This is a genomic window from Verrucomicrobiota bacterium (genome assembly GCA_016200005.1).
Taxonomy (GTDB): Bacteria; Verrucomicrobiota; Verrucomicrobiia; order Limisphaerales; family PALSA-1396; genus PALSA-1396.
Map to the genome: position 1 here is coordinate 88,942 of JACQFP010000078.1, position 24,053 is coordinate 112,994.

At 57.6% G+C, this 24,053-nt stretch carries 21 protein-coding genes; 9 read left to right on the forward strand and 12 right to left on the reverse strand.

The features are described from left to right. Positions 1–19 precede the first annotated feature (19 nt). On the forward strand, positions 20–799 hold the full coding sequence (locus tag HY298_25260) for a ComF family protein (GenBank protein ID MBI3853567.1): 780 nt from the start codon (positions 20–22) through the stop codon (positions 797–799). Positions 800–894: 95 nt separating this feature from the next. Further along, positions 895–1,839: an acetyl-CoA carboxylase carboxyltransferase subunit beta gene (locus HY298_25265; protein ID MBI3853568.1), complete on the forward strand. Its 945-nt coding sequence runs from the start codon at positions 895–897 to the stop codon at positions 1,837–1,839. A 41-nt stretch (positions 1,840–1,880) separates the two neighbouring features. On the opposite strand, the gene HY298_25270 is transcribed toward HY298_25265, so the two are convergent. Beyond that, positions 1,881–3,080 carry a UxaA family hydrolase gene (locus tag HY298_25270; protein MBI3853569.1) on the reverse strand — a complete coding sequence of 400 codons (1,200 nt, stop codon included), beginning with the start codon at positions 3,078–3,080 and terminating at the stop codon, positions 1,881–1,883. A gap of 32 nt (positions 3,081–3,112) precedes the next feature. After that, a complete protein-coding gene (locus tag HY298_25275) occupies positions 3,113–3,457 on the reverse strand; it encodes a UxaA family hydrolase (protein ID MBI3853570.1) in 345 nt (114 codons plus the stop codon). 122 nt (positions 3,458–3,579) lie between these two features. Here HY298_25275 and HY298_25280 point away from each other — a divergent pair, with 122 nt between their 5' ends. Beyond that, positions 3,580–4,290 carry an SDR family oxidoreductase gene (locus HY298_25280; GenBank protein ID MBI3853571.1) on the forward strand — a complete coding sequence of 237 codons (711 nt, stop codon included), beginning with the start codon at positions 3,580–3,582 and terminating at the stop codon, positions 4,288–4,290. A gap of 76 nt (positions 4,291–4,366) precedes the next feature. Here HY298_25280 and HY298_25285 read toward each other — a convergent pair whose 3' ends face one another. From HY298_25285 to HY298_25315, 7 genes are all read right to left on the reverse strand, one after another. Beyond that, a complete protein-coding gene (locus tag HY298_25285) occupies positions 4,367–5,074 on the reverse strand; it encodes an ABC transporter ATP-binding protein (GenBank protein ID MBI3853572.1) in 708 nt (235 codons plus the stop codon). After that, complete coding sequence (locus HY298_25290; protein MBI3853573.1) at positions 5,067–5,846, reverse strand: ABC transporter ATP-binding protein; 780 nt, start codon at positions 5,844–5,846, stop codon at positions 5,067–5,069. The genes HY298_25285 and HY298_25290 overlap by 8 nt, the downstream gene beginning before the upstream one ends. A 35-nt stretch (positions 5,847–5,881) precedes the next feature. Then, positions 5,882–6,283, reverse strand: a complete 402-nt coding sequence (locus HY298_25295) for a four helix bundle protein (protein MBI3853574.1) — start codon at positions 6,281–6,283, stop codon at positions 5,882–5,884. 2 nt (positions 6,284–6,285) lie between these two features. After that, positions 6,286–7,215: a branched-chain amino acid ABC transporter permease gene (locus HY298_25300; GenBank protein MBI3853575.1), complete on the reverse strand. Its 930-nt coding sequence runs from the start codon at positions 7,213–7,215 to the stop codon at positions 6,286–6,288. A gap of 139 nt (positions 7,216–7,354) precedes the next feature. After that, positions 7,355–8,266: a branched-chain amino acid ABC transporter permease gene (locus HY298_25305; protein ID MBI3853576.1), complete on the reverse strand. Its 912-nt coding sequence runs from the start codon at positions 8,264–8,266 to the stop codon at positions 7,355–7,357. A gap of 38 nt (positions 8,267–8,304) precedes the next feature. After that, positions 8,305–8,664, reverse strand: a complete 360-nt coding sequence (locus tag HY298_25310) for a four helix bundle protein (GenBank protein MBI3853577.1) — start codon at positions 8,662–8,664, stop codon at positions 8,305–8,307. A 56-nt stretch (positions 8,665–8,720) separates the two neighbouring features. After that, positions 8,721–9,863 (reverse strand): ABC transporter substrate-binding protein, encoded by a 1,143-nt coding sequence (locus tag HY298_25315; protein ID MBI3853578.1) that lies wholly within the window; start codon positions 9,861–9,863, stop codon positions 8,721–8,723. Positions 9,864–10,073: 210 nt separating this feature from the next. Between HY298_25315 and HY298_25320 the strand changes: the two genes are divergently transcribed. The 3 genes from HY298_25320 to HY298_25330 are packed head-to-tail and all read left to right on the forward strand — an operon-like array spanning position 10,074 to position 14,327. Continuing rightward, a complete protein-coding gene (locus HY298_25320) occupies positions 10,074–11,171 on the forward strand; it encodes an efflux RND transporter periplasmic adaptor subunit (protein ID MBI3853579.1) in 1,098 nt (365 codons plus the stop codon). 9 nt (positions 11,172–11,180) lie between these two features. Beyond that, the gene (locus tag HY298_25325) at positions 11,181–13,613 is read left to right on the forward strand and encodes an efflux RND transporter permease subunit (GenBank protein ID MBI3853580.1); all 2,433 of its coding nucleotides are present in this window, start codon (positions 11,181–11,183) and stop codon (positions 13,611–13,613) included. A 15-nt stretch (positions 13,614–13,628) separates the two neighbouring features. Next, on the forward strand, positions 13,629–14,327 hold the full coding sequence (locus tag HY298_25330; GenBank protein MBI3853581.1) for an efflux RND transporter permease subunit: 699 nt from the start codon (positions 13,629–13,631) through the stop codon (positions 14,325–14,327). A 577-nt stretch (positions 14,328–14,904) separates the two neighbouring features. Here HY298_25330 and HY298_25335 read toward each other — a convergent pair. Beyond that, positions 14,905–15,342 (reverse strand): hypothetical protein, encoded by a 438-nt coding sequence (locus HY298_25335; protein ID MBI3853582.1) that lies wholly within the window; start codon positions 15,340–15,342, stop codon positions 14,905–14,907. Beyond that, on the reverse strand, positions 15,339–15,836 hold the full coding sequence (locus HY298_25340; GenBank protein MBI3853583.1) for a hypothetical protein: 498 nt from the start codon (positions 15,834–15,836) through the stop codon (positions 15,339–15,341). Before HY298_25340 ends, HY298_25335 begins: the two co-directional genes overlap by 4 nt. 252 nt (positions 15,837–16,088) lie before the next feature. Between HY298_25340 and HY298_25345 the strand changes: the two genes are divergently transcribed. The 3 genes from HY298_25345 (at position 16,089) to HY298_25355 (ending at position 22,549) form a co-directional block, all read left to right on the forward strand. Continuing rightward, the gene (locus tag HY298_25345; protein ID MBI3853584.1) at positions 16,089–17,213 is read left to right on the forward strand and encodes an efflux RND transporter periplasmic adaptor subunit; all 1,125 of its coding nucleotides are present in this window, start codon (positions 16,089–16,091) and stop codon (positions 17,211–17,213) included. A gap of 18 nt (positions 17,214–17,231) precedes the next feature. Then, positions 17,232–20,519 carry an efflux RND transporter permease subunit gene (locus HY298_25350; protein ID MBI3853585.1) on the forward strand — a complete coding sequence of 1,096 codons (3,288 nt, stop codon included), beginning with the start codon at positions 17,232–17,234 and terminating at the stop codon, positions 20,517–20,519. Between the two features lie 440 nt (positions 20,520–20,959). Further along, positions 20,960–22,549 carry a sigma-70 family RNA polymerase sigma factor gene (locus HY298_25355; GenBank protein ID MBI3853586.1) on the forward strand — a complete coding sequence of 530 codons (1,590 nt, stop codon included), beginning with the start codon at positions 20,960–20,962 and terminating at the stop codon, positions 22,547–22,549. A gap of 74 nt (positions 22,550–22,623) precedes the next feature. Here HY298_25355 and HY298_25360 read toward each other — a convergent pair whose 3' ends face one another. Further along, positions 22,624–24,048: a DUF1501 domain-containing protein gene (locus tag HY298_25360; protein ID MBI3853587.1), complete on the reverse strand. Its 1,425-nt coding sequence runs from the start codon at positions 24,046–24,048 to the stop codon at positions 22,624–22,626. Positions 24,049–24,053: the final 5 nt, after the last annotated feature.

Sequence of the window (24,053 nt, forward strand, 5' to 3'; positions counted from 1 at the left end):
GGATTTTTATGCTGCAGCGATGCGACCACTCCGATCGTTGACGAATGATTTTGCGTGGCGCAGTTTCTTAAAATCATGGCTTGATCCGGGTCTGCATTTCTTTTATCCTGAGGTCTGTCAAATATGTGGCGCGGGTCGCGCGACGCCGGCGGAAGGATATGTCTGCGCGCGTTGCTGGTCCGGCGCCGGGGGAGTACGTTTCATCAAACCGCCATTTTGTGAACGCTGTGGATTGCCCTACGAAGGCGACATCACAACGGCATTTGAATGCAGCAATTGCCGGGAGATGGAACTGCATTTTCGCTCGGCGCGGTCGGCGGTGGTGGCGGGCGGGCTGGTCCTGGAGGTCATTCATCGTTACAAATATCAACGGGCGCTCTGGTTCGAACCCTTTCTGGCCGATTTGCTGGCGCGTGAGGCAGAACCGGTGCTGCGCCAGGAGAAGTGGGACATGATTGTGCCGGTGCCATTGCATTCCGCAAAGAAACGCGAGCGCGAATTCAACCAGGCCGAACGTCTGGCGGCGCGGTTCAGTGTCGCCACGCAGATTCCGGTGAACGATCGCCTGCTCAAACGGGTCGAACCCACGCGAACGCAGACCCGGCTCACGCGCCCGCAACGCGCCGCCAACGTGCGAAAAGCTTTTGCGATGCGTGGAGGTCAGGAATTGCACGGAGAGAAGATTGTGTTGCTGGACGATGTGTTGACGACTGGCGCGACCACCAGCGCATGTGCGAAAGTCTTATTGGCCGCGGGCGCAGGCGAAGTTTGTGTCTGGACAGTCGCCCGCGGGTTGTAGCATATTTGAAATGTCAGATTATTGAATTCCAAATGAATCTGGATCAGAGAAACGCCTTGGGCTCTCAACATTCGAATCTCGATTTCTTAAAGAGTATGGCTACGACCACTTTCACCAAGAAGACGCTCGGCCTTGAAACCAAGGAACCGGCCGTGACACCTCCCGCCGCCGGCACAAGCACCACGTTCACCCGGAAACCGAGGATCGGAACTGGCAAGTCCAAGAAGCGAGAAATCCCCGAAGGGTTGTGGACCAAGTGCCCCAAGTGCAGCACGATGATCTACGACAAGGAGCTGGACGACAATTTAAAGGTCTGTCACCGTTGCAATCATCACTTCCCCATCCGCGCGCGCGAACGCATCCACGCCCTCGTCGAAACCTGTTCCTTCGAGGAAATGGACGCGGATATGACCAGTGTGGATATGCTCGCCTTCACCGGCGTTGAATCCTACACGGACAAACTGGCGGAGTATCAAAAAACCACCGGCTTGAAAGACGCCGTCATCACGGGCATTTGCAAGATCGGTCCGCACCGGGTGGCGCTTGCCGTCATGAACTTCAGTTTTCTGGGCGGCTCAATGGGTTCGGTGGTGGGCGAAAAAATCACGCGTCTGATCGAGAAGGCCACTGAAATGGAACTGCCCATCATCATCGTATCCACGAGCGGCGGCGCACGGATGTACGAGGGGATGTTCAGCCTGATGCAAATGGCCAAGACCTGTGGCGCCCTGGCCTATCACGCGAAAAGGAAACTGCCATTCCTCAGCGTCCTTACACATCCCACCATGGCGGGTGTCATGGCCAGCTTCGCGACGGTCGGCGACCTCATCATTGCCGAGCCGGGCGCGATGATCGGCTTTGCCGGCGCGCGTGTCATCAAGGATACCACCCAGGCGGAACTGCCGCCCGGCTTTCAAACCGCCGAATTTCTGCTCGATCACGGCTTGGTTGACGCCATCGTGCCGCGTCCCCAGATGAAACAGCAGCTCATCGACTACTTGGATTTTCTGACGGCAGGACGCAAAGAGAAGGCGGCCTGAGTTCAACCAACATCCCTGCGTTGCCGCCCGTTTGAATCCCTTCAGGCCGCAGCACTGGCGGGCAGACAGGCCGGGCCAATCGGCTCGAACGTCTTGTAGGTCAGGACAAATTCCTGGTGGCCGAGAGTTTCCGAAGCGGTCGGAACGCCTTCTGCCGTCTTGATGACGCGATCAAAAATCTCCCGGCCAACCTCGTCCAGCGTCGCGCGCTTTTCCAAGATCCGCCCCGCGTCGATGTCCATGTCCTCGGACATACGACGATACGTTTCCGGATTGGCGCAGACTTTTATCACTGGCGAAATCGCGGAGCCAACGACTGAACCGCGCCCGGTCGTGAACAGAATGACATGCGAACCGCACGCAATGAGTTCGCCGATTTCAGCGTTGTCGTTGATGTTGGCGAAACCAAACCGCACTTCGCCATCGGGAACGACATCCAGCAAGTACAATCCGGCTGCGGGAGGGACATCGCCCGGCTTCAGGATACCGTTGATGCGCGAACTGCCGCTCTTGCTGTAAGCGCCCATCGACTTCTCTTCTTGCGTCGTCAATCCGCCATCGGCGTTGCCCGGCGCAAAACTGCCATGACCCAGGACCGTGTAATGCTTGGCCGCTTTCTCGACACAGGCGATCAACTCGCGCGCCAGTTCCGGTCGCGCCGCGCGTTCGGCCATGATCTGTTCGCAGCCGATCAATTCGCCCGTCTCCTCAAAAATCGCGCGGGCGTTTCGTTCCACCAACAAATCAAACGCGCGTCCGACCGCCGGATTGGCCGTGACGCCGCTGGTCGCATCCGACCCGCCGCAAATCGTGCCGACGATCAGTTCGTTGATGTTCATCTCCACTCGAGGCGTTGCAGCCGTTTGTTGAAGGGTTGACTCAATCCAACGTTGCCCTTCGGCGATGGACTTGCGCGTGCCGCCGGTGTTTTGAATGACGACAGTCGTCACGGGGCGTCCCGTTTCCCGGATCGCGCGCGCCAAGTCGGTGCGATTAAAGCCTTCACAGCCGAGGGAGACCAGCACGGCGCCGGCGACGTTAGGGTGCGTGCAAAGCTTTTTCAACATGCGGAAGGAATACGCGTTGGGAAAACAGCCGCCGAAACCAATCAGATGCACACCCCGGTCACGAAACGGAAACATGATTTCGCGGGCGACGTGGTGCGCGCACTCAACAAGGTAGGCGACGACGATGATGTTACGGATGCCTTTGCGGCCATCGGGTCGAAGATAGGCTTTCACGTTTGAGTTCGTGCACGTCGATGATTCCAACTTCAATGGTGCTCCTTGAAATACTTGCCCTGTTCCTTCCAGGTGTAGGTCGGCAGATAATCACTCTTGATGTTGTGCGTGTGAACGTGTTCGCCCACCGGGATGGGCAAGATGGCTGAACCAATCGGGACGCCGTACTTGATGATCTTTTGGCCGGGTGCAATGTCGCGAGCGGCAACCTTGTGCCCGAGCGGGAGGTCCAGGGAGGCGTGAATACTTTTGCCGTCCACCTGAAATTCCTCTCCAGCTTCAATCGTCGCAATGGCGACGAACACGTTGTCGCGCGGTGAAATCCGCAACAGACGCGAGTCGGTGGTTGGAACGGCAACTGTGGCGGTATTTTGCATGAACGGTTTAACGTTACTGCCACGGCGCGATTTTTTCTACAACTGATTTTCTGAAGCGAAAGCGTTCGCGGCTTGCCAGCGTATCGTTTGCAGGAAATAATCCCCAAGCTCAAAGCACTCTCATGAACAAGACAGCCGTGGTAACAGGCGCCGGCAGCGGTGTGGGGCAGGCCATCAGCTTGGCACTCGCACAGGAAGGCTGGCGCGTGGTGCTGGTTGGACGACGGAAAGCGTCGCTTCTCAAAACCGTCAAGTTGTCCGGCAAGAGATCCAGGAATCTGATTGTTTGTCCCTGCGATGTGGGGAACGCCGCCGCCGTTGATAAAACCGCGCGGCTGGTGTTGAAGAAATTTGGCAAGGTTGAAGTTCTGGTAAACGCCGCCGGCATCAATGTGCCGCGACGAGCGCTGAAGGAATTGTCGCTGACGGATTATCGCGCAATGCTCGCCACAAATCTGGACGGCGCGTTTTACTGCATCCGGGCCTTTTTGCCTTCGATGCGGCGACAACAATCGGGCACGATCATCAACATCGTTTCCGATTCGGCAAAACAAGCGAACGTGAAAGCTGGAGCTGGTTATGTCGCTTCCAAGTTCGGACTGGCCGGGCTAACGCAATCCCTCAATGCCGAAGAGCGTGTCAATGGCATCCGCGCCTGCGCAATTTTTCCGGGCGACATCGACACGCCGTTGTTGAATCGCCGGCCAGTCCCGCCGACGCCGGAAGCCCGCCAGAAAATGCTCCTGTCCGAGGACGTGGCCGCGTGCGCATTATTGGCAATCAATCTGCCACGACGCGGCGTTGTGGAAGAAATTCTGATCAGGCCACTCTGACGGGCGGTCCGGCAGTCTTCATGACTGATGGTTGGGCGAGCAAGAACATAAGTGAGCGTTGCATCAAGCCCTTTCGTCAAGCTCCCAAGTAGGCGCTCCGGACTTGCGGATTCTGACGAAGCGACTTCGATTCGTCCTGTAAAATGATCCGGCCGGTTTCGAGCACGTAGCCGTACTGCGAGATTTCAAAAGCGAGGTTGGCGTTCTGTTCCACCAGCAGAATAGTGATGCCGTGCTCCCGGTTGATCTCGACGATTTTTTCAAAGATGGTTTTCACCAGCAACGGCGCGAGGCCAAGCGAAGGTTCGTCCAGCATGAGGAATTTGGGTTTGCTCATGAGTGCGCGGCCAATGGCGAGCATTTGCTGCTCGCCGCCCGAGAGCGTGCCGGCTTCCTGCCTTCCGCGTTCCTTCAAGCGTGGGAAAATGCCGAAGACATAATCCAGTTCACGTTCAATGATCGATTTGTCCGTCTGCAAATAGGCGCCCATCATCAGATTTTCCAGGACCGTGAGGTTGGCGAAGATCATCCGCCCTTCAGGCACTTGCGAGATTCCGAGTTTGACGATTTGATGCGGCGGCAGGTTGGTGATGTCTTTGCCCTCGTAGGTGATCGTGCCCGATCGAGCCTTCAGCAAACCGGAGATCGTTTTGAGCGTGGTGGTTTTGCCCGCGCCGTTGCTGCCGATCAGCGTGACAATGGCGCCCGGCTTCACGGACAGCGAAATGCCGTGCAGCGCGGTGATTGCGCCGTAGCTCACCGCAAGATTTTTGACCTCAAGCATTTTTTACCGGCTCCTCGCCCAGGTAAGCTTCAATGACTTTCGGGTTTGCGCGCACTTCCGCTGGCGCGCCTTCGGCAATCTTGATCCCGTAATCGAGTACCGCAATGCGTTCGCAGATGCCCATGACAACCTGCATGTCGTGTTCGACCAGCAACACGGCGATTCTGTATTTGTCTTTGACGAATTGAATCAATTTCATCAGCGCAACCTTTTCCGTCGGGTTCATGCCGGCGGCCGGTTCGTCCAACAAAAGCAGTTTTGGCCGGGTCGCCAGGGCCCGGACGATTTCCAGCCGACGCTGGTCGCCGTAGGGCAGGCTCTTGGCGTTGGCGTCGCGGAATCGGACGAGGTTGAAGATTTCCAGCAGTTCCATCACTTGTGTTTTCACCGCTTCTTCCCCATCGCGGAATCCACTCCCGCGCCAGAGCGCGTCGCGAATGCCGTGTGGACGGTGAAGCTGAACCGCAGCGCGCACGTTGTCGAACACGCTCATGCCGGCGAACAGCCGGATGTTCTGAAACGTCCGTGCAATACCGAGCGCGGTGAGTTGATGAGGTTTCAGCTTCGCCGTCGGCCGGCCCTCAAACGAGATCGCGCCGGAGGTTGGCTGGTACACGCCGGTGATGAGGTTGAACACGGTGGTTTTACCCGCGCCGTTCGGGCCGATGAGGCCGACGAGTTCGTGATTTCCGATTTGCAGATCGACTTCCGACACAGCCGCCAGGCCGCCGAATCGGATCGTAACCAGATCGAGTTGCAGCAAGCTAGGCATGAATTAAAAATTAAAAATGCAAAATTCAAAAGGAGTTAGTCAACGCCGCCGCGTTTCGTGGAAACGATGATCGCTGCAATCACGCGTTTGATTTCATCGGCCTCCTGAATCAGCGGTTGCAATTCATTTAAAGGAACCACTTTTGCAGGTGCGAGCAATCGTAGCCGCAGGTGCGTCTCTCGCGCTTCTTTGAGCGCAATGCTCATCTTACTGACAAAATCGGCTTTGCTTTGCGCTGCCTGTGCTTCCTCGACATTGGCCGGAACACTTGTCCCCGCGCGCAGAATCTGACTCATCAGCACGCGCCCGACACCCGGACGCTCATCCAACTTCACGCAGAGTTGAATCACCAGAACCGCAAAGTCAAAAGTGCGCACGACGATATCCTTCGGCGGGATTCCTCCACGACCTCCCGAATTAGATTTGGCATTTTTCATTTCTAATTTTTAATTTTTAATTTCCTGCCAAACGTGAACAAACCCTGCGGGCGGGCGATCATCAGGACGATGATTAGCAATGAGTAAATGATCATGCGATATTCCGCGAAGCCGCGGAGCACTTCGGGCAACAGTGTCAACAGCACCGCGGCAATAATCACGCCGACCGTGCGCCCCATCCCGCCGAGGATCACCATCACGACAATGTCGATGGACTTCATGAAATCGAAACCGGTTGGCGACAGGAATTGCTTGTGATGCGCGTAGAGTCCGCCCGCTATGCCGGCGAAGAACGCCCCCGCAACGAATGCCGTGACCTTGTATCGTGTCGGGTTGATGCCCATGGCGCCGGCGGCCACTTCGTCGTCATGCACGGCGATGAAACCGCGACCGTACGTGGAGTTCACCAGGCTACCGACGACAAACACCGTTATCGCGGCGAAGCTCCAAGCCCATCCGAAGTTGGTCCAATTTGGAATTCCAGTCAGTCCTGTGGCCGCGCCGAAAGCCTCGGTCGTCTGAAAATACACGCGGATGATTTCGCCGAAGCCCAACGTCACGATGGCGAGGTAATCACCCCTGAGCCGCAATGTGGGCACGCCGACGCCGAGACCCACCGCCGCCGCCATGATGCCGCCGAGCAAGAGACTGGCGAGGAAGAGGAGCGGTTGCGCCCAGGGTGGCAGATAACTTTGCAGCATGAGCGAACACTTCGCCGCCGTGTAACCGCCCACCGCCATGAACCCGGCGTGTCCGAGACTGAACTGGCCGGTGTGTCCGTTGATCAGGTTGAGGCTGACCGCAAGGATGATATTGATCCCAACGTCAATGGCGATCCCGAGATAATAACGGTTGAACTGGGCGGAGAAATACGACACGCCGACTGCCATGAGGATGGCCGCCAGCAGAAATCGTTTTGCGCCCGAGTTCATGACTTGAAGGAAAAACCAAATCCCAAGCGCCAAGCTTCTAAGAAAATCCAAGCATCAAACTCCAAGAAGGCGCGCAAGTTCCATTGAATTTTGGAGCTTGGAGTTTCTCTGGAGACTGGATGTAGGAGGTTGGAGCTTTTCACACTTTCTCGATTTGGGGTTTTCCCAGCAATCCCGCTGGGCGAACCAGGAGAATTAAAATCAGAATGGCGAATGCGATGCCATCACGGTAGTTCGACACGCCGGAAACGCCGCCGGCAAAAGTTTCCACGATGCCCAGGATCAGCCCGCCCAAGGCTGCGCCCGGCAGGTTGCCGATGCCGCCAAAAACGGCCGCGACAAAAGCCTTCAACCCCGTTTGCACTCCCATGAGCGGATCGATGCTCGCATAGTTCATGGCGAAAAGGATACCGCCGGCGCCCGCCAGGGCCGAGCCGAGACCAAATGTGAATGAGATGACACGATTGATGTTCACGCCCATGAGCACCGCCGCCTGTTCGTTGAATGACACGGCGCGCATGGCCATTCCCATCTTTGTCTTTTGCACGATAAACCGCAACGCCACCAGCAAGAGCGCGGTGGTGACGAAGACGATCACTTGATTTGTCCCCAGCACCAGCCCGCCGGCATGCCAGGCCGTGACCGGGATCAGATCTGGAAACTTGCGCGGGGCGGCGCCGAAGACCGCCCTGTGCTGAGCGACGTATTCGATGAAGAGCGACACGCCGATGGCCGTGATCAGCACCGTGAGCTTGGGCCGGTTTCGCAGCGGACGGTAGGCAAGAAATTCAATCAAGATGCCGATGAGCGCGCAGATGGCCATGGACAACACCAGCACCAGTGCGCCGCCCACGTAGGATTGCGCGGGCAGAAGGTGATTCACCACTGGCGAGAGGAAGTAGCCGGCGAACGCGCCCAGCATGAAGACGTCGCCGTGGGCGAAATTGATGAAGCGCAGGATGCCATAAACCATCGTGTAGCCCAGCGCGATCAGCGCGTAAATTGCGCCGAGGGCGAGGCCGTTGATGAGCTGCTGGAGGAGTTCGTTGATAGTCGTTAGTTGATAGTTGATAGTCCTCGCTCCGAAAGTCACGCCCCTTCCAAGACCGACCGGCGAAGGCCACTGAGCATTTTCCCCTGTTCTTCTGCGGCGGCATAAGGTCGCTGAAAAGCATCCTGCGAAAGAAAACCCTGTCGCTGCCCGACGAAGGATTGCGAGACAACTTCAAAAAGTGATCCAGTGGCAATTTCCAGAAAACGCGCATAGTCGTTTTTGGAATTTCGTGCGGTGCCTTCCGCGATGTTTGAGGAAATGGAAACGGCGGCGCGGCGCATCTGATTCGTTAAACCGAATCTTTCGTCGGCTGGAAAGTTCCGCGTGGTTTCATAAACCAAGTCGGCAAAATTGATCGCTTTCTGCCAGGTTTCGAGTTTTTCGAAGTTGAACATAGGTTGTGTCCTTTCGCTTTTGTCTATCAACCATCAACTATCCACTATCAACTCTGTTACGGCGCGACCGTTTCAAGGTATTTGAACTTGCCGCCCTTGACTTGCAGAATGACCGCGGACTTCGTGGCGTCCCGTTTTTCATTGATCGTGATGACGCCGGTCACGCCTTGAAATCCCTTTGTCGCTGCCAGTGCGTCGCGGACCTTTTGACCGTCCGTGCTACCGGCCCGCTTCATCGCGTCCGCGAGCACCGCTGCGGAGTCGTAGGCGCACGCGGCCAGCGCGTCGGGCATCTTGCCGTTCCAGCGCTTGCGATAATTCTCCACAAACTTCTTACTCTGCTCGCTGCCCACATCGAGATGATAGTGGGTTGAAAGATAAGTTCCTTCCATCGCGGCGCCGCCGATTTCGACCAGCTTCTCGGACTCCCAGCCGTCGCCGCCGAAAATCGGGACGGTCAGGCCGAGCTGCCTCGCTTGCACGCAAATCAACGCAGCGTCGGTGTAGTAGCCCGGAACAAAGACACCGTCGGGATTGGCGGCTTTGATGGCGGTGAGTTGCGCTTTGAAATCCTTGTCGCCGCCGTTGTAGTCGAGTTCGGTCGCGATGGTGCCGCCGTTGGCAATGAACCGTTCCTTGAAAAACTTCGCCAGCCCTTTGCTGTAATCGCTCTTCACATCGGTGAACACCGCGACCTTTTTGGCCTTGAGGGTTTTCGTCGCGAAGTTCGCCATCACCGTGCCTTGAAACGGGTCGATGAAGCAGACGCGGAAAATGAAGTCGCCCGTCTCCGTGACCTTCGGATTCGTGGACGAAGGTGAAACCATCGGAATCATGTTCGCCTGACAGATCGGTGCGGCTTCGAGCGAGCGACTCGAGGCCACTTCACCGAGCACGGCGACGACGCCGTCGCGCGCGATGAGCTTGTTCACAACAGTGGCGGGTTCGCCCGCTTTGGATTGCGTGTCCTCCGTCAGCAGTTCAATTTTCTTCCCAAGCACACCACCGGAGCCATTGATCTCCTCAACCGCTAGCAACGTGCCTTCGTGCGACGAAATGCCAAAAGTCGCTTCCTTGCCGGTTAGCGACGCGTATTCACCAACGCGAATGCTTCCTTCTCCCGATTTTTTACAACCCAGGAGAAGCAGGCCAAACGCGAGCAGCGGGAAGACGAGTGAAAGCGCAAAACGTTTCCTCATATAATTAGTCGATTATCGGTTCAGGTTGTCGTTGTGCCAGCCAGTTTCGACAACGTCAAACCTGGCTGAGCTGTGCTTGCTAAGCTAAGGATACATCAGGAGGGTTTCAACTCCGAAAGAACTTTGTCTGTGCGTGAACACATTGTTTCAGATTTTTCTGGCCGCGGGCGCACCAAAAAAATACCTTATGCCGCTTTGAATCGTCGCAAAATGAAAAGAATTTCTACCTGGACGCTGACCGGTGCTGTGGCCTGCCTTGCGCTCACCAGTTGCAGCAAAAAAACTGATTCCGGCCCGAAGGGGCCGCCGATTGTGCAAGTCGTGGCGGTGGAAGCGAAACGCCAGCCGGTGGCCGAGACACTTTCCTTGGTCGGCTCGGTGGCGGCCAAGGAAATGGTGGAGATCAAATCGGAAACCGACGGCGTCGTTCAGGAAATTCGTTTCAAGGAAGGTCTGCGGGTGGAGAAGGGGCAGTTGCTCGTGCAATTGGACGAAAGCAAACTGGCGGCGACGCTTGCCGAGGCGGAGGCCAACTTCAAATTGAGCCGGGCCAACCACGAACGCGCCCAACAACTCTACAATGACAAACTAATTTCCCAACAGGAATTCGATCAGGCCGCCGCCACATATAATGTCAACCAGGCGAGCTTGGACTTGAAGAAACGCGAACTCAAGGACACGCGGATTTATGCGCCATTCAGCGGGATTGTTGGCGCGCGTTATGTCAGCCCCGGCCAGGTGATCAGCAAGAACACCACGCTGACTTACCTGATTGATATCGACCCCGTCGTCGTAGAGTTCAACGTGCCGGAGCGTTTCCTGAGTCAACTGCACGTCGATCAAATCATCGAAATCGGTGTGGCCACCTACCAGTCACGAAAGTTCAAAGGAAAGGTATATTTCGTTTCATCCTTTGTTGATCTCGCCACGCGCACCGCCCTGGTCAAAGCCTACATCCCCAACCCGGACGCGGAACTCAAACCCGGCATGTTTGCGAATCTCGACCTGACGTTGACGATTCGCGAAAATTCCGTGGTCATTCCGGAAGTCGCCATCAGCCAGCTTCTGGAGGACAGTCGGGCCAACGTGTATGTCGTTGGGGAAGGCAGCAAAGTGGTCCTCGCGAAGGTCACACTGGGCGTGCGTCTGGCCGGGCGGGTGGAGGTGGTTGAAGGTTTGAAAGGCGGCGAAAAGGTCATTGTCGAGGGTCTGCAAAAAATTGGGCCTGGCTCGACGGTCAAACTTGCGCCGCCAGAATCCGCTGCGGCTTACGAAGAAAAAGAGGCCCCGACGCAACCCCGCAAATAAGCGCTCCACATGATTCTGCCCCGCATCAGTATTCAACGCCCGGTGCTCGCCTCCATGATGAGCCTGGCGCTGATTCTGTTTGGCGTGATCGCTTTGTCGCGGCTGCCGGTGCGCGAGTTGCCGGACATTGATCCGCCCATCGTCAGTGTATTGACGGTCTATCCCGGCGCAAATGCGTCGGTTGTCGAAACCGAGGTCACGGAGCGGCTCGAAGAGGTGATCAACAACATCGAAGGCATCAAAACTCTCACCAGCCAGAGCCGCGAAGAGGCCAGCACGATCACCGTCGAGTTCGATCTTTCGCGCGACATCGAACAGGCGGCGCAGGACGTGCGCGACCGTGTTGCCCGCGTGCGCGGTCTGTTGCCCGAAGACATCAAAGAGCCAATCGTCGCCAAGCAGGAGGCCGACGCCAACCCGATCATCTGGATCGGCGTCAACAGCTCGCGCTTCACGCCGTTGCAAATGACCACGCTCGCCGAACGGCAGATCAAAAATCGCCTCCAAACGATCAAGGGCGTTTCCTCGGTCATCATCGGCGGTGAACAGCGTTTCGCCATGCGCCTGTGGCTCGACGCGGAAAAAATGGCCGCGCACCAGCTCACGGTGCTGGACGTGCAACGCGCGCTCCGCCAGCAGAACGTCGAGCTTCCGAGCGGTCGCGTCGAGAATCTTCATCGCGAAATGACGATTGAAACGCGCGGTGAGTTGAAAACGCCGGAGGAATTCAACAAGTTGGTAATCAAAAACGACGGAGTCAAGATTGTCCGTTTGCGCGACATCGGCGAGGCGCGCGCCGGCGTGGAAAACGAACGCACCGTCGCCCGCAACAATGGCCGGCCGTGCATCTTCCTTGGCATCGTCAAGCAATCCAAGGCCAACACCGTGGATGTCGCCAAGGGCGTCAAGGCGGAAATCGAGCGCATCAAGCCGACGCTGCCCGAAGGCATTGAGATGGTCTTCAATTACGATGAGTCGATCTACGTCGAGAAGGCCATCGACGAAGTCTGGACGACGCTTGGCATCGCCTTCGCGCTCGTTGTGCTCATCATCTACCTCTTTCTGGGCGATTTTCGCTCCACGATTATTCCGGCCATCACGATTCCCGTTTCGCTTGTGGCAACGTTCGCGATTCTTCACGCCTTTGGCTACTCCATCAACATCCTGACCATGCTGGCCATGGTGCTGGCCATCGGCGTGGTGGTGGACGACGCCATCGTGGTGCTCGAAAATATCCATCGCCACATCGAGAAGGGCGAGCCGCCGATGCAGGCCGCGTTCAAGGCCATGGATGAGATCGCCTTCGCGGTGATCGCCATTACCATTTCGCTCGTGGCGGTCTTCCTGCCGCTGGCATTTCAGAAAAGCACCACGGGCCGGCTGTTCATCGAGTTCGCCGTGGCCGTGGCCGGTTCCGTCGTTGTCTCCGCCTTCGTCGCGTTGTCGCTTTCGCCGATGATGGCCTCGCGCCTCCTCAAGCCGGCGCATGAACAGCGCCACTCCTTTATCGTTCGGGGCTTTGATCGATTGGTGAAATGGTTCACGCGCACTTATGACCGATTGCTTCGTCTGGCGCTCGCCCACCGGCCCACCACCATTTTCATCGGCCTGCTCAGCCTGGTGTTGATGGTCGTGACCTACAAACAACTCGAAGGCGAATTCCTGCCCGAAGAGGACAAAGGCCGGCTGCTGTGCATCGTCTTTACGCCCGAAGGTTCGACTTCCGAATACACCGACCGCATCGCGGCCAAGATGGAAAACATGTTGAAAGACACCCCCGAAGTCCAAACGTATGGCTCGGTGGTCGCGCCGGCCTTCAACGGGCCGGGCCAGGCCAACTTCGGCATCGTGTTTGTCCGCCTTAAAGACCGCGCCGAACGCAAACGCAGCGTGCAAGAGATGGTGAACGGCCCGGGCGGCCTGCGTGCGAAATTTTTTAACGACATCGAGGGCGCGATTGCGGTGCCGCAAATTCCGAAGGCGATTGGCCGCGGTTTCAACTCCGCCTTTCAACTCGTGATTCAATCGCAGGACCTCGATTCGCTCAACCGTTACGTTATCGACCTGCAAAACAAGCTGCGCCAGACCGGCTTTCTTATGAACGTCCGTTCCTCATTTGAAGTCAACAAGCCGGAATTGCGCCTCGACATCAACCGCGATCGCGCCGCCGCGCTGGGTGTGTCCATTGAAGATATTTCGCGCACGTTGCAAATGCTGTTCGGCGGTCTGGACCTGAGCCGCATCAAACTTGACGGCAAGGAATACGAAGTCATCACGCAACTGGAGCGCAAGTCGCGCCTCACGCCACAGGACCTCGACCGGCTCTACGTGCGCAACACGGAAGGCAAGTTGATTCAGCTCAACAGCATCGTTACGCACCAGGCGGGCGCGGCGCCGAGCGCCATTGAACACTACAACCGCCTTCGCAGCGCGACAATTTAAGCGTCTCTAAGCGGCGTGCCCCTCGGCACGGCCATTGATCGCGTTGACGAAATGGTGCGCGCCGACCTGCCGCCGGGATTTTTGCACGATTGGAGCGGTGAGTCGCGCGACCTCAAAGACGCGGGGCAGGAAATCATCTGGGTGTTGTTGCTGGCGCTGATCATCGTGTACATGGTGCTGGCTGCGCAGTTTGAGAGCCTCATGCATCCGCTCACCGTCATGCTGGCCGTGCCCTTGGCCGGCGTGGGCGCGTTCGGATTGTTGTGGCTCGTCAATTTCATCGGGACGATCACTTCGCATCCGGTGCCGGCGATGAACATCAATCTCTTCAGCCAGATCGGTCTCGTGTTGCTCGTCGGTCTGGTGACCAAGAATTCCATCCTGCTCGTCGAGTTTGCCAATCAACAACGTGAAAAAGGTGCCAACGCCCACGATGCGATGGTGCAGGCGGGACTCGTGCGATTGCGGCCGATTTTGATGACGGCGTTTTCCACGATCGCGGGCATCCTGCCGATTGCGATTGGTTTCGGTGCCGGCGCAGAAAGCCGCCGCCCGATGGGAGTGGCCGTGGTCGGCGGCATGTTGACCAGCACGTTCCTCACGCTGGTCATTATCCCTGTTGTTTACACTTTCTTCAGCGACATCGCTGAGAGGTTTGGCCGCAAGAAAACGCTAGCACCGGTTCCTGCCGAACCTGCCCCCGTCGCCAAGTAAATATCAGGTTTTTGGTGGGGATGGAATAGGTAGAATCATTTTACTCAGAACCGCACGCAGGAACGCAGAAGTATCCAGCACTTTTTCATTCTCCAGAATTTGCAGTGAAACCTTTGAAATCACTCCGCATTCATTCAGTAACTCATTGAGCTTTGCTCGATCTCGTCGCTCAAGCACCAAGTGTGGTGCATTCAAATCGCAGCACCGGATGTGATACTTACCAGCCGGAGTTGCGCCTAGGAGATGGTGGGTAGCTGGGTCTTCGAAAATATGGACTCCATAATCGTGTTCCTTCGTTGGGTTCAAAAACCTAACGCCAGCCTTTCGCAGATACAGATCTGGCCACAGGCAACCTTTGGAACCGTTGCAGTGTCGCGTTGCAGGAAATAGGTTTGGGTATTTGTTTCTAGCCAAGCCGCTGAGAGTCGGGTTGAAGTGGTCAACCTCCATGCTCTTGTAACCGACCCTGTCAACATGTTGAAGGGAATACGCACAGCGCCCGCCAAAATCGTGCAACAAAAAAGGCTTTGCTGCTCTATAAGTTGACTCGGTGAATTGACGCTTAGGCTGATGGCGTTCAATCCGCGCGTTTGTGGAAGCTAACATAACGATTCACTGCTTCAACGAGGCTTCGCGTTAGCTCTCGCTGATTGTATTCCCAGATCAATTCCTCACCAGAACGAGGATTCCGTAGGCCACGACGCAAGTTCGACAAATGCTCAAGTTCCCTTTTTTCAACAAGCGTTAACGTATCCAAAGCTTCGCGGCCAGCGAGTGCGATGAACCGCTGCTCGTGCTGCTCAGTCCATTCCAAATCCGGCAACGTAATTCTGTGATCTAAATCCGAAGCTTGGGTGTCGTCTGCGGCCAGCCACGCCTTCACCGGGTCTGAGGCTGTTCCTCTGGCCGGCGCACGCAATTCCGCTTCGCTTGTCGTTATGGCCAAGACGGCTTCGAGCGTTCTCGTGCTGGCATTCGCACGGATTTGCGATAATTCAAAATCGACCGTAATCATTCGTTCGATAACAATGTCTCGTTCTGGACGAAAAGCAACCTAATCAAATGTTGCTGAACAGCAAGCGGGGATCGAAGCAACGCAATAGGTTCGGCCATCACCGGTGCAACATCTTTGCCTTTCTTCGCTTCCATCAATGCCGCCCAAAAAGAGAACGAGTAAAACGCAATCTCTGCGATTGGACCGTGGCGAGCCATAACCATGTGGTTTGCAAGCTCCATTCTTGTTGCGACGGGAGGTTGCCAAGGCGGTGGGGCGTCAAGGAGAGTCCCTTGACCACCTAAATAATCCATTGACGTTTTCTTGAGGGCCAGAAGCTCCAACTCAGAGATTGCAGTCGAATAGCAATCGGCCAATCCATTTGTCTTGTTTACCAACCCAAAATGGACTTGCACAAAGCCTTCGTCCCGCTCAACAGCAAATCGGTTAAAGTACATCAACCTTCTAAATCCTGTTGTTAGGAGAGCAACTCCGATTGACTGTTTTTCCGCCATGGGATGCCTTTTAGATTCAATGTCCATCGAGTTGTGTGAACCACACCGATGTGTATAAAATGACCTGGCAAACGTCAACCACCCTTTTGTTTAGAGTTTTTTTGGAAAGGCGAATGATGAACGCCGCTCAGATGTGTGGCATGATCAAGCGAGGTGGCGTTGGGAGCCCGGTTTTATTTCTTCTGAGACTTCAAACTATATCAATACCCTTTTTCATCGCCATTCACTTGCGTCCTGGCTACACTGGTCGAAATGAAATCAGGCTGCCCTCGCCTCGTTCTTCTCGGTGCATTGTGCGCCGTCTTCCTGATTTCATGCGGAAAACCGGACCAGACCAAATCGACGCGGTCAAACACACCGCCGCGACCGGTCCGCGTCGTTCGTGCCGAGTCGCAGCCGATGGAACGCGCGCTGCCCGTCGTGGGCACGCTCCTGGCCCATGACGACGCCACGGTGTCCGCGCAAGTCGCGGGGCAAATTGAAAAGTGTCGAGTGGACATCGGCGACCACGTCAGCGCGGGTCAGGAGATCGCGTTGATTGACACGACCTCCTACGAAGCACTCGCGCGCCAATCCGCCGCCAACCTTGCCAAAGCCACGGCCAGCGCCGCCAACAATGCGAAAAATCTCCAACGCTTCCAGCAGTTGGAGAAAGGCGGGATTGCCTCCACCAGTGAACTCGAACGGGCCGTTGCCGATGCCGAGCAGTCGCGGGCGGAAGTCAAAGCGGTGGAAGCGGCCGACGCCATCGCGCGCCTCAATCTCGAACGGTCACGCGTGAAAGCGCCGTTCGACGGCGTGATCGCCGAACGCATCGCCAATGTCGGAGAGTACGTCACCGCCGGCACCCGCATCGTCAGGCTCGTCAAGACCGACCCGCTGCGCCTGCGCCTCCAGGTGCCGGAACGCGAATCGGCGGCGGTGCGTGCAGGCCAGCTCGTCCGACTGAGCGTCGAGAACGATACCAACACTTACAGCGGTCACATCGCCCGAGTGTCCCCCGCACTCGACGAAACCAACCGCATGCTCGTCGTCGAAGCCGACGTGCCCAATCCCGGTTCGCTGCGGGCCGGCCTGTTCGCCCGCGCGGAAATCGTCTTGAACGAACGCGAAGCTGCGTTGAGCGTGCCGACCAACGCGCTCATCACTTTTGCCGGCTTAGAAAAAGTCGTCGTCGTCCAGGAAGGTAAAGCCAAAGAAAAAACGGTTACGACGGGCCGGCGAAGCCATGACCGTATGGAGATCGTCTCCGGCTTGACGGCAGGCGAAATCGTTGTCTTAAAACCCGGCGGACTGCGCACCGGACAACCCGTGAAGGTTGAAGCTCAACCGGAGAATGCCCCAATAGAAAAGGAAGCTGCCGGATCCGGCCACTAACCCAACGCGATTGCCTCCATGCAAAAGCTCGCTGAAATCTGCATCCGCCGTCCGGTCTTCGCCACCATGATCGTGATGACGCTCGTCGTGGTGGGTGCCGCGAGTTATCTCAAATTGGGCGTTGATCGTTTCCCGTCGGTGGATCTGCCGACGGTGCGCGTGTTCACCCGCCTGCCCGGGGCGTCGCCGGCGGAGATGGAATCACAAATTGCCCAGCCCATCGAAGAGGCGCTCAACACCATCGAAGGCATCAAGGAATTGCGCTCGGTCAACGGCTCGGGGGTCACGTTCATCATCGTCACCTTTGAGTTGAATCGCGACATCGATACCGCCACCCAGGACGTGCGCGACCGCATCGCCACCGTGCTCCGCGATTTGCCGCGCGACGCCGACCCGCCCACGATTTCCAAGTCCGACATTGACCAGTCGCCCATCTTTTCCCTCGCGATTTCCGGCAGCCGCTCGCAACGGGAACTCACTGAGATCGCGGACAAAATCGTCAAGAAACAGGTCGAGCGCTCGGCGGGTGTCGGCGAAGTCCAGATCACGGGCGGTCTCGATCGCGCCATCAATGTCTGGGTGGACGCCGACCGGCTCGCGGCTTATCAGATTCCCATCACTGCGGTGCGCGACGCCGTCGAACGTCAGAACGCGAACATTCCCGGCGGCAACGTCACAACCGATCTGCGCGAGCAAACGTTGCGCACGATGGGCCGCCTTACCGACCCGAAGGCATTCAACGACCTGGTGCTGGCCACGCGCAAAGGCTCACCCGTTCGAGTGCGCGACATCGGTTGGGCCGAGGACGGCACGAAGGAGCAGCGTTCCTATTCACGCCTCAACGGCGCGCCCACAGTGACACTCGAAATCCTGCGCCAATCCGGCGCCAACACCGTCGCCGTCATCGAGGGCGTGAAGGAAAAATTACGCGCGCTGGAAGCCCAGCTTCCGGCCGATGTGAAATTGGAAATTATCCGCGACCAGTCGCGTTACATTTACGAGGCGCTGCACGAGATCAAGCGCCATCTCATTCTGGGCAGCATACTGGCGTGTCTCGTGGTGCTGCTCTTCATGCGCAACTGGCGCGCGATGGTCATCGCCGCCGTCGCCATCCCCACTTCGGTCATCGCTGCCTTCGGCATGATGAAGGCGCTCAATTTCACGCTCAACAGTGTGACCATGCTCGCCCTCGTGCTCATGGTCGGCATCGTGATCGACGACGCCATCGTTGTGCTCGAAAACATTTTCCGCTTTGTTGAGGAAAAGAAAATGCGGCCCTTTGAAGCCGCGCGGGCCGCGACGGCCGAAATCGGGCTGGCGGTGATGGCTACCACATTCAGCCTCGTTGTCATCTTCGTGCCCGTGGCGTTCATGTCGAGCATCTCAGGAAGATTTCTCTACCAGTTCGGCATCACTGCCGCGGCGTCCGTGCTCGTCAGCTTGCTCGTCTCGTTCACGCTCACGCAAATGATGAGCGCGCGGTTGCTCAGGGTGAATCGGAAAGATAAGCGACCCACCCCTGACCCCTCCCAGGAGGGGAAAAATCTTTCGTGTCCTGCTCCCCTCCAGGGAGGGGCTGGGGGTGGGTTTCTGAGCGACGACGAACCTCGTTCCCGTTCCGGCTTCTACGGGAAACTTGATCGCGCTTACAGTCGAGTCTTGAGCTGGTCCGTTCATCATCGCTGGCTCGTCGCCGGGTTGGCGTTACTGGTTATCGCTTCATCCGCGCCGCTCTACAAAATGGTGCGCCAGGAATATTTGCCCAGCAACGTGGACGAAGGCGAATTCGAAGTTAGCGTCACCGCGCCGGAAGGCACCGGTCTGGGCGCGATGAACGAGGTCGGGTTGCGCGTGGAAAGCGAACTTCGCTCCATCCCAGGTGTGCGCCTCGTGTTGGCGGCGATCGGCGGCAGCGGCGGATTTCTTGGCAGCGTCAACAATGGCCGCTTTTACGTCCGCCTTGCCCCGCACGAGGAGCGGCACTTCCAATGGGGACGCCTGCTCCAGTTGCGACCGTGGCGCGCTTTCCAGGGCAATTACTCCCAGCGCGACATCCAGCAGGAAATCCGGCGTCGCCTGCGCGCGCTGCCGGAAGTCCGCGTGCAAATTCGCAACCCGCAGTCATTCGTCGGCGGCGGCCCGAACTTCGACATCGATTTTTCCCTGCTCGGCGCCGACCTCGACACGTTGTTCAGCTACGCCGAACACCTGCGCACCAACGCGACGGAGCTTGGCCTGCAGGACGCCGACATCACCCTCAAGCTCGACAAACCCGAACTGCGCGTCGAGATCGACCGCGAACGCGCGGCCAATCTGGGTGTGGACACCGAGGACATCGCCAACGCGTTGCGCATCATGGTCGGCGGCGATCTGCGCGTGACCCGTTATCACGACGACGACATGAACGAAGATTACGACGTGCAGGTGCGCCTCAAAGAGAGCGACCGCAATCATCCGGCGAACATCACGCGCCTGTTCGTCCCGCGCCGCAACGGCAGCCTGGCCCGGCTCGACAACGTGGTGAAAATTGTGCCGACCAAAGCCGCCTCGCGCATCGACCGTCTCGACCGGCAACGGCAAGTGAGTTTGCGCGCGGCCGTCGCGCCGGGCTATGCGCAAGCCGACCGTATTGCCGCATTGCGCGCCGAAGTCGCGAAGATGGGGTTGCCGACCGGCTACTCCACGCGCATTTCGGGAAGGGCGCGCGAACTGGAAACTACCTTTGTGGAATTTCTCTGGGCTTTTTCGATGTCGGTGATTCTGATGTACATCATCCTCGCGTCGCAATTTGAAAGCCTTGTTCATCCGTTCACGATTTTGTTGTCGTTGCCCCTCTCGGTGCCGTTTGCGTTCATCTCGTTGCTCGTGGCAGGCCAGACGATCAACCTCTACTCCGCCCTCGGCCTGCTCGTGTTGTTCGGGGTCGTGAAGAAGAACGCCATTCTACAAATCGACCACATGAACAAATTGCGCGCCCAAGGGTTGGAACGATTCGCCGCCATCATGCAGGGGAATCGGGAACGCTTGCGCCCGATCCTGATGACGACGATGACGCTCATTGCCGGCATGTTGCCGTTGGCGTTGGGCACCGGTCCAGGCGCCGAGGAACGCCGTGCCGTGGCGGTTGTGGTCATTGGCGGGCAGGCGCTGTGTCTGTTGCTCACGCTGATCGTGACGCCCGTCGCCTATTCGCTGCTGGACGATCTTGGGACAAAGTTGCAATGGCGACATTGGCGCATTGAGCCAGAGGACGCCGAATCGCCACTGGCTCAGCCGCCGCCGATGACTCAGTCGCAGGGGAAATAAAATGTTTTGCAGGTAGTGCGTCAGAAAGGAATTCCGCTCACCCGGCCTGACAGCCACCCATGAACCTGCGCTACCGACTCAACCCACCCCTGCCGCCTCCCAAGCGGGGAACCATCCACCAAGCGCCGCTCCCCGCCTGTGAGGGGCAAGGGGTGGCTTCAGCAGCTCGATCCACGTAGTCTAACCCGTAGCAACGCAGTTGGGAGACACGGCAGTACGTGGTCGGAGCGCGGGCATTTATGCCGCTTCAGCTTCCGCACGACAGCACGCGCCGAACACCAAAGAGTTATCCACGTTGAAGCGGCATAAATGCCGCGCTTCTTTGCACCAGCAGGCTCGCTCTGGCTCGTTCCCTGAATTTCCAACCGCTTCGTTTGCTGACAGGCGGATTCTTTTTGTCGGATTTCTTTCGTCAGCGGGTTCTGTATCATGAACAACGCATGACCGATGACGCGACATTACTCCGGGACTACACCAAGCACGGCTCGGAGTCGGCCTTTGGCGAACTCGTCGCGCGTTATGTCGATCTCGTCTATTCGACGGCGTTGCGCCAGGTCAACGGCGACCAACATCTCGCCCAAGATGTCACGCAAACCGTCTTTATCGATCTGGCCCGCCGGGCTGGCGTGCTGCCGAACGGCACTGCGTTGGGCGGGTGGCTTTACCGGCACACCAGTTTCACTGCGGCCAAGGCGATCCGCACCGAGCGACGCCGTCAAGCCCGCGAGAAACAAGCTGTGGAAATGAATGCCCTCAACGATCAATCCAACACTGATGCTGCCTGGCAACAAGTCGCGCCGGTCCTCGACGAGGCGATGCAACGGCTCGGCACGCGTGACCGCGATGCCATCGTGCTCCGCTACTTTGAACGCCGCGACCTCCGCGCTGTCGGCGCCGCGCTTGGCACAAACGAGGACGCGGCGCAGAAGCGCGTAAGCCGCGCGTTGGAAAAGCTGCGAGCATTTCTTACGCGTCGGGGAATTACTTTTTCCGCGGCGGTGTTGGCGACAACAATCGCCTCCCAAGCCGTAACTGCGGCACCGGTGGGATTGGCAATCAGCGTGACTGGCACAGCGTTGGCAGGCGCGGCAGCGGGCGGCGGCATCACCTTAACGCTTCTCAAACTTATGAGCATGACCAAATTTAGAGTCGGCGTTCTTGGCGCGCTGGTTGTCGTAGGGCTTGCGACCCCGCTCGTTGTTCAACATCGAACCGTCTCTGGACTGCGAGAAGAAAATGGAGCACTGCGCAAACGCAGTGGTGAATTCGACCAACTTCTTGAGGAAAATGCTCAGTTGGCAAAGTTGAAGGTGGATGCTGACGAACTTGAGCGCTTGAGGCGGGAACGCTCGGAACTGATCAGGCTGCGAGGTGAAGTGGGACGCTTGAGGCGCGAAATAGAGTCGTTGAACACCAGAGCTCCGATCTCAGGTGCAATTGAAACTCCTCCGGCTGCAACCAACAGAAATCCAGTTAGGCAGATAACCATCGAAACAAAGTTCGTTGTCGGTCCTGCAGACTTGCTCACCAAATTGGGAATGCCTTACAGCGGCGGTACAAGCGTGCTGGACGACCCTCAGCTTAGAGTGCTTCTGAGAACGTTGGAACAATCGGAAGGCGTTGAAGTCTTGAGTGGAACGAAGTGCACGACTCTCAGCGGACGCCAAACTGAAGTGTCAGTGACGGATAACCCAACAACAGGAGAAGAACCACGGGAACGTAAACACTCCGTCGTGGGCGCTATCGCAACCGTCAGTGCGGACGACCGAACTATCAATCTCGTCGCATACACCCGTTTAGACACCGCGCACATCCCGTCCAGAGAGGGCGGTTTGGATTTGCCCACGTTGCTGGCAGAAGCGGGGATATCGGCGAACGTTTCCCTCCAAGACGGTCAAACTTTGGTGGCTTCCAAGATGATAAACTCAACCGCGACGCCGAAAGCGCCATACAATCAACTCCTTGTCGTGCTCATCACACCCACTATTGTGGATCCCGCAGGAAACCGACTTAACTCTGTGGAAAAATGATAGCGATTGGGGCAGCCGACGTGGAAACGCTTTCAGCCACCGTTAATCTCACCTCGATGCCAGCGCAGATAACTTCACGCCACTACTGCCTTCACCACTTCACCAGCAACATCGGTCAGGCGAAAGTCGCGGCCACTGTAACGGAAGGTAAGCTTTTCGTGATGGAGACCGAGCAGGTGCAGGATCGTCGCGTGGAGATCGTTGATGGTGACTTTGTCCACCGCCGCCTTGAAACCAATCTCATCGGTCTCGCCATGGTGAACGCCGCCTTTGACACCGCCGCCAGCCAGCCAGACGGTGTTGGCGTGTTGGTTGTGGTCGCGACCGGGTTTGTCGCCGGGTTGTGAGATTGGCAGCCGCCCAAATTCGCCGCCCCAGATGACCAGGGTGCTGTCGAGCAGGCCGCGCTGTTCGAGGTCGGTGAGCAAGGCGGCGATCGGTTGATCCGTCTCCCCGGCAAAGCCGGTGTGGTTGCCGACGATGTCCTTGTGGCCGTCCCAACTGAGCTGGTTTTCCATGCCGCCGCTGTAAATCTGGACGAAGCGGACACCGCGCTCGACCATGCGGCGGGCCAGCAAACATTGTTTCGCAAAATGGGTGCAGCGCTTCTCGTTCAGGCCGTAAAGCTCCTTGATGTGGTCGGGTTCTTTTTCAAACTCGACCGCTTCGGGCGCGGTGACTTGCATCCGGTAAGCCAGTTCAAAACTTTCGATGCGCGCGTTGAGTTCGTCGTCGCCGTTTTGTTTGAGGTGCTCGCGATTGAGCCTGGCCATCAGGTCGAGTTGCGCGCGCTGTTCCCGGTCGGACATGTCGGCGGGGCGTTCGAGATTGTCAATCGGTTCGCCTTTGGGACGGAGATAAGTTCCCTGATAAATGCTGGGGAGAAAGCCCGCGCCCCAGTTTTGCGCGTAACCCTTGGGCAGTCCACGCCCCAGCGGATCAGCCATGACGACGAAGCCAGGCAGGTTCTGGTTTTCCGATCCCAGTCCGTAACTGACCCATGAGCCAACGCACGGAAAGCCCATTCGCGTCACGCCGGTATTGATCGCGAAGAGCGCGGGGCTGTGGTTGTTGGATAGCGTGTGCAGCGAGTGAATGAACGCCATCTTGTCCACGTGCTTCGCCATGTTCGGGAAAATCTCCGAAACCCACGAGCCGCTCTGCCCGTGTTGCGCGAAGGCAAAAGGCGACTTCATCAACGGCCCGACTTCGTTGGCGAAGAAGCCGGTGAATTTGTCGATGCCGTCGAGCTTCTGGCCGTGGCGTTTGATGAGTTCGGGTTTGTAATCCCAGGTGTCCACCTGGCTCGGCCCGCCGTTCATGAAAAGCCAGATGACCGATTTGGCGCGCGCGTTGAAATGGGATGGTTTCGGTGACAAGGGATCCACTGTCGCCGCCGTCGCCGATGGAATTAGAAGGCCTTCCTGATCGAGCAAGCCCGCCAACGCGAGCAGGCCGAAGCCGGCGCCCGCGCGCTTGAGCGCATCGCGGCGCGACATGCCGC

Bases quoted from the DNA above. Each gene is read 5' to 3' on its own strand.
- HY298_25335 (MBI3853582.1), bottom strand. From the start codon at position 15,342: ATGATTACGGTCGATTTTGAATTATCGCAAATCCGTGCGAATGCCAGC.
- HY298_25355 (MBI3853586.1), top strand. From the start codon at position 20,960: ATGACCGATGACGCGACATTACTCCGGGACTACACCAAGCACGGCTCG.
- HY298_25290 (MBI3853573.1), bottom strand. From the start codon at position 5,846: ATGCCTAGCTTGCTGCAACTCGATCTGGTTACGATCCGATTCGGCGGC.
- HY298_25260 (MBI3853567.1), top strand. From the start codon at position 20: ATGCGACCACTCCGATCGTTGACGAATGATTTTGCGTGGCGCAGTTTC.
- HY298_25300 (MBI3853575.1), bottom strand. From the start codon at position 7,215: ATGAACTCGGGCGCAAAACGATTTCTGCTGGCGGCCATCCTCATGGCA.
- HY298_25320 (MBI3853579.1), top strand. From the start codon at position 10,074: ATGAAAAGAATTTCTACCTGGACGCTGACCGGTGCTGTGGCCTGCCTT.
- HY298_25295 (MBI3853574.1), bottom strand. From the start codon at position 6,283: ATGAAAAATGCCAAATCTAATTCGGGAGGTCGTGGAGGAATCCCGCCG.
- HY298_25350 (MBI3853585.1), top strand. From the start codon at position 17,232: ATGCAAAAGCTCGCTGAAATCTGCATCCGCCGTCCGGTCTTCGCCACC.
- HY298_25340 (MBI3853583.1), bottom strand. From the start codon at position 15,836: ATGGCGGAAAAACAGTCAATCGGAGTTGCTCTCCTAACAACAGGATTT.
- HY298_25345 (MBI3853584.1), top strand. From the start codon at position 16,089: ATGAAATCAGGCTGCCCTCGCCTCGTTCTTCTCGGTGCATTGTGCGCC.
- HY298_25315 (MBI3853578.1), bottom strand. From the start codon at position 9,863: ATGAGGAAACGTTTTGCGCTTTCACTCGTCTTCCCGCTGCTCGCGTTT.
- HY298_25275 (MBI3853570.1), bottom strand. From the start codon at position 3,457: ATGCAAAATACCGCCACAGTTGCCGTTCCAACCACCGACTCGCGTCTG.
- HY298_25310 (MBI3853577.1), bottom strand. From the start codon at position 8,664: ATGTTCAACTTCGAAAAACTCGAAACCTGGCAGAAAGCGATCAATTTT.
- HY298_25360 (MBI3853587.1), bottom strand. From the start codon at position 24,048: ATGTCGCGCCGCGATGCGCTCAAGCGCGCGGGCGCCGGCTTCGGCCTG.
- HY298_25280 (MBI3853571.1), top strand. From the start codon at position 3,580: ATGAACAAGACAGCCGTGGTAACAGGCGCCGGCAGCGGTGTGGGGCAG.
- HY298_25285 (MBI3853572.1), bottom strand. From the start codon at position 5,074: ATGCTTGAGGTCAAAAATCTTGCGGTGAGCTACGGCGCAATCACCGCG.
- HY298_25325 (MBI3853580.1), top strand. From the start codon at position 11,181: ATGATTCTGCCCCGCATCAGTATTCAACGCCCGGTGCTCGCCTCCATG.
- HY298_25265 (MBI3853568.1), top strand. From the start codon at position 895: ATGGCTACGACCACTTTCACCAAGAAGACGCTCGGCCTTGAAACCAAG.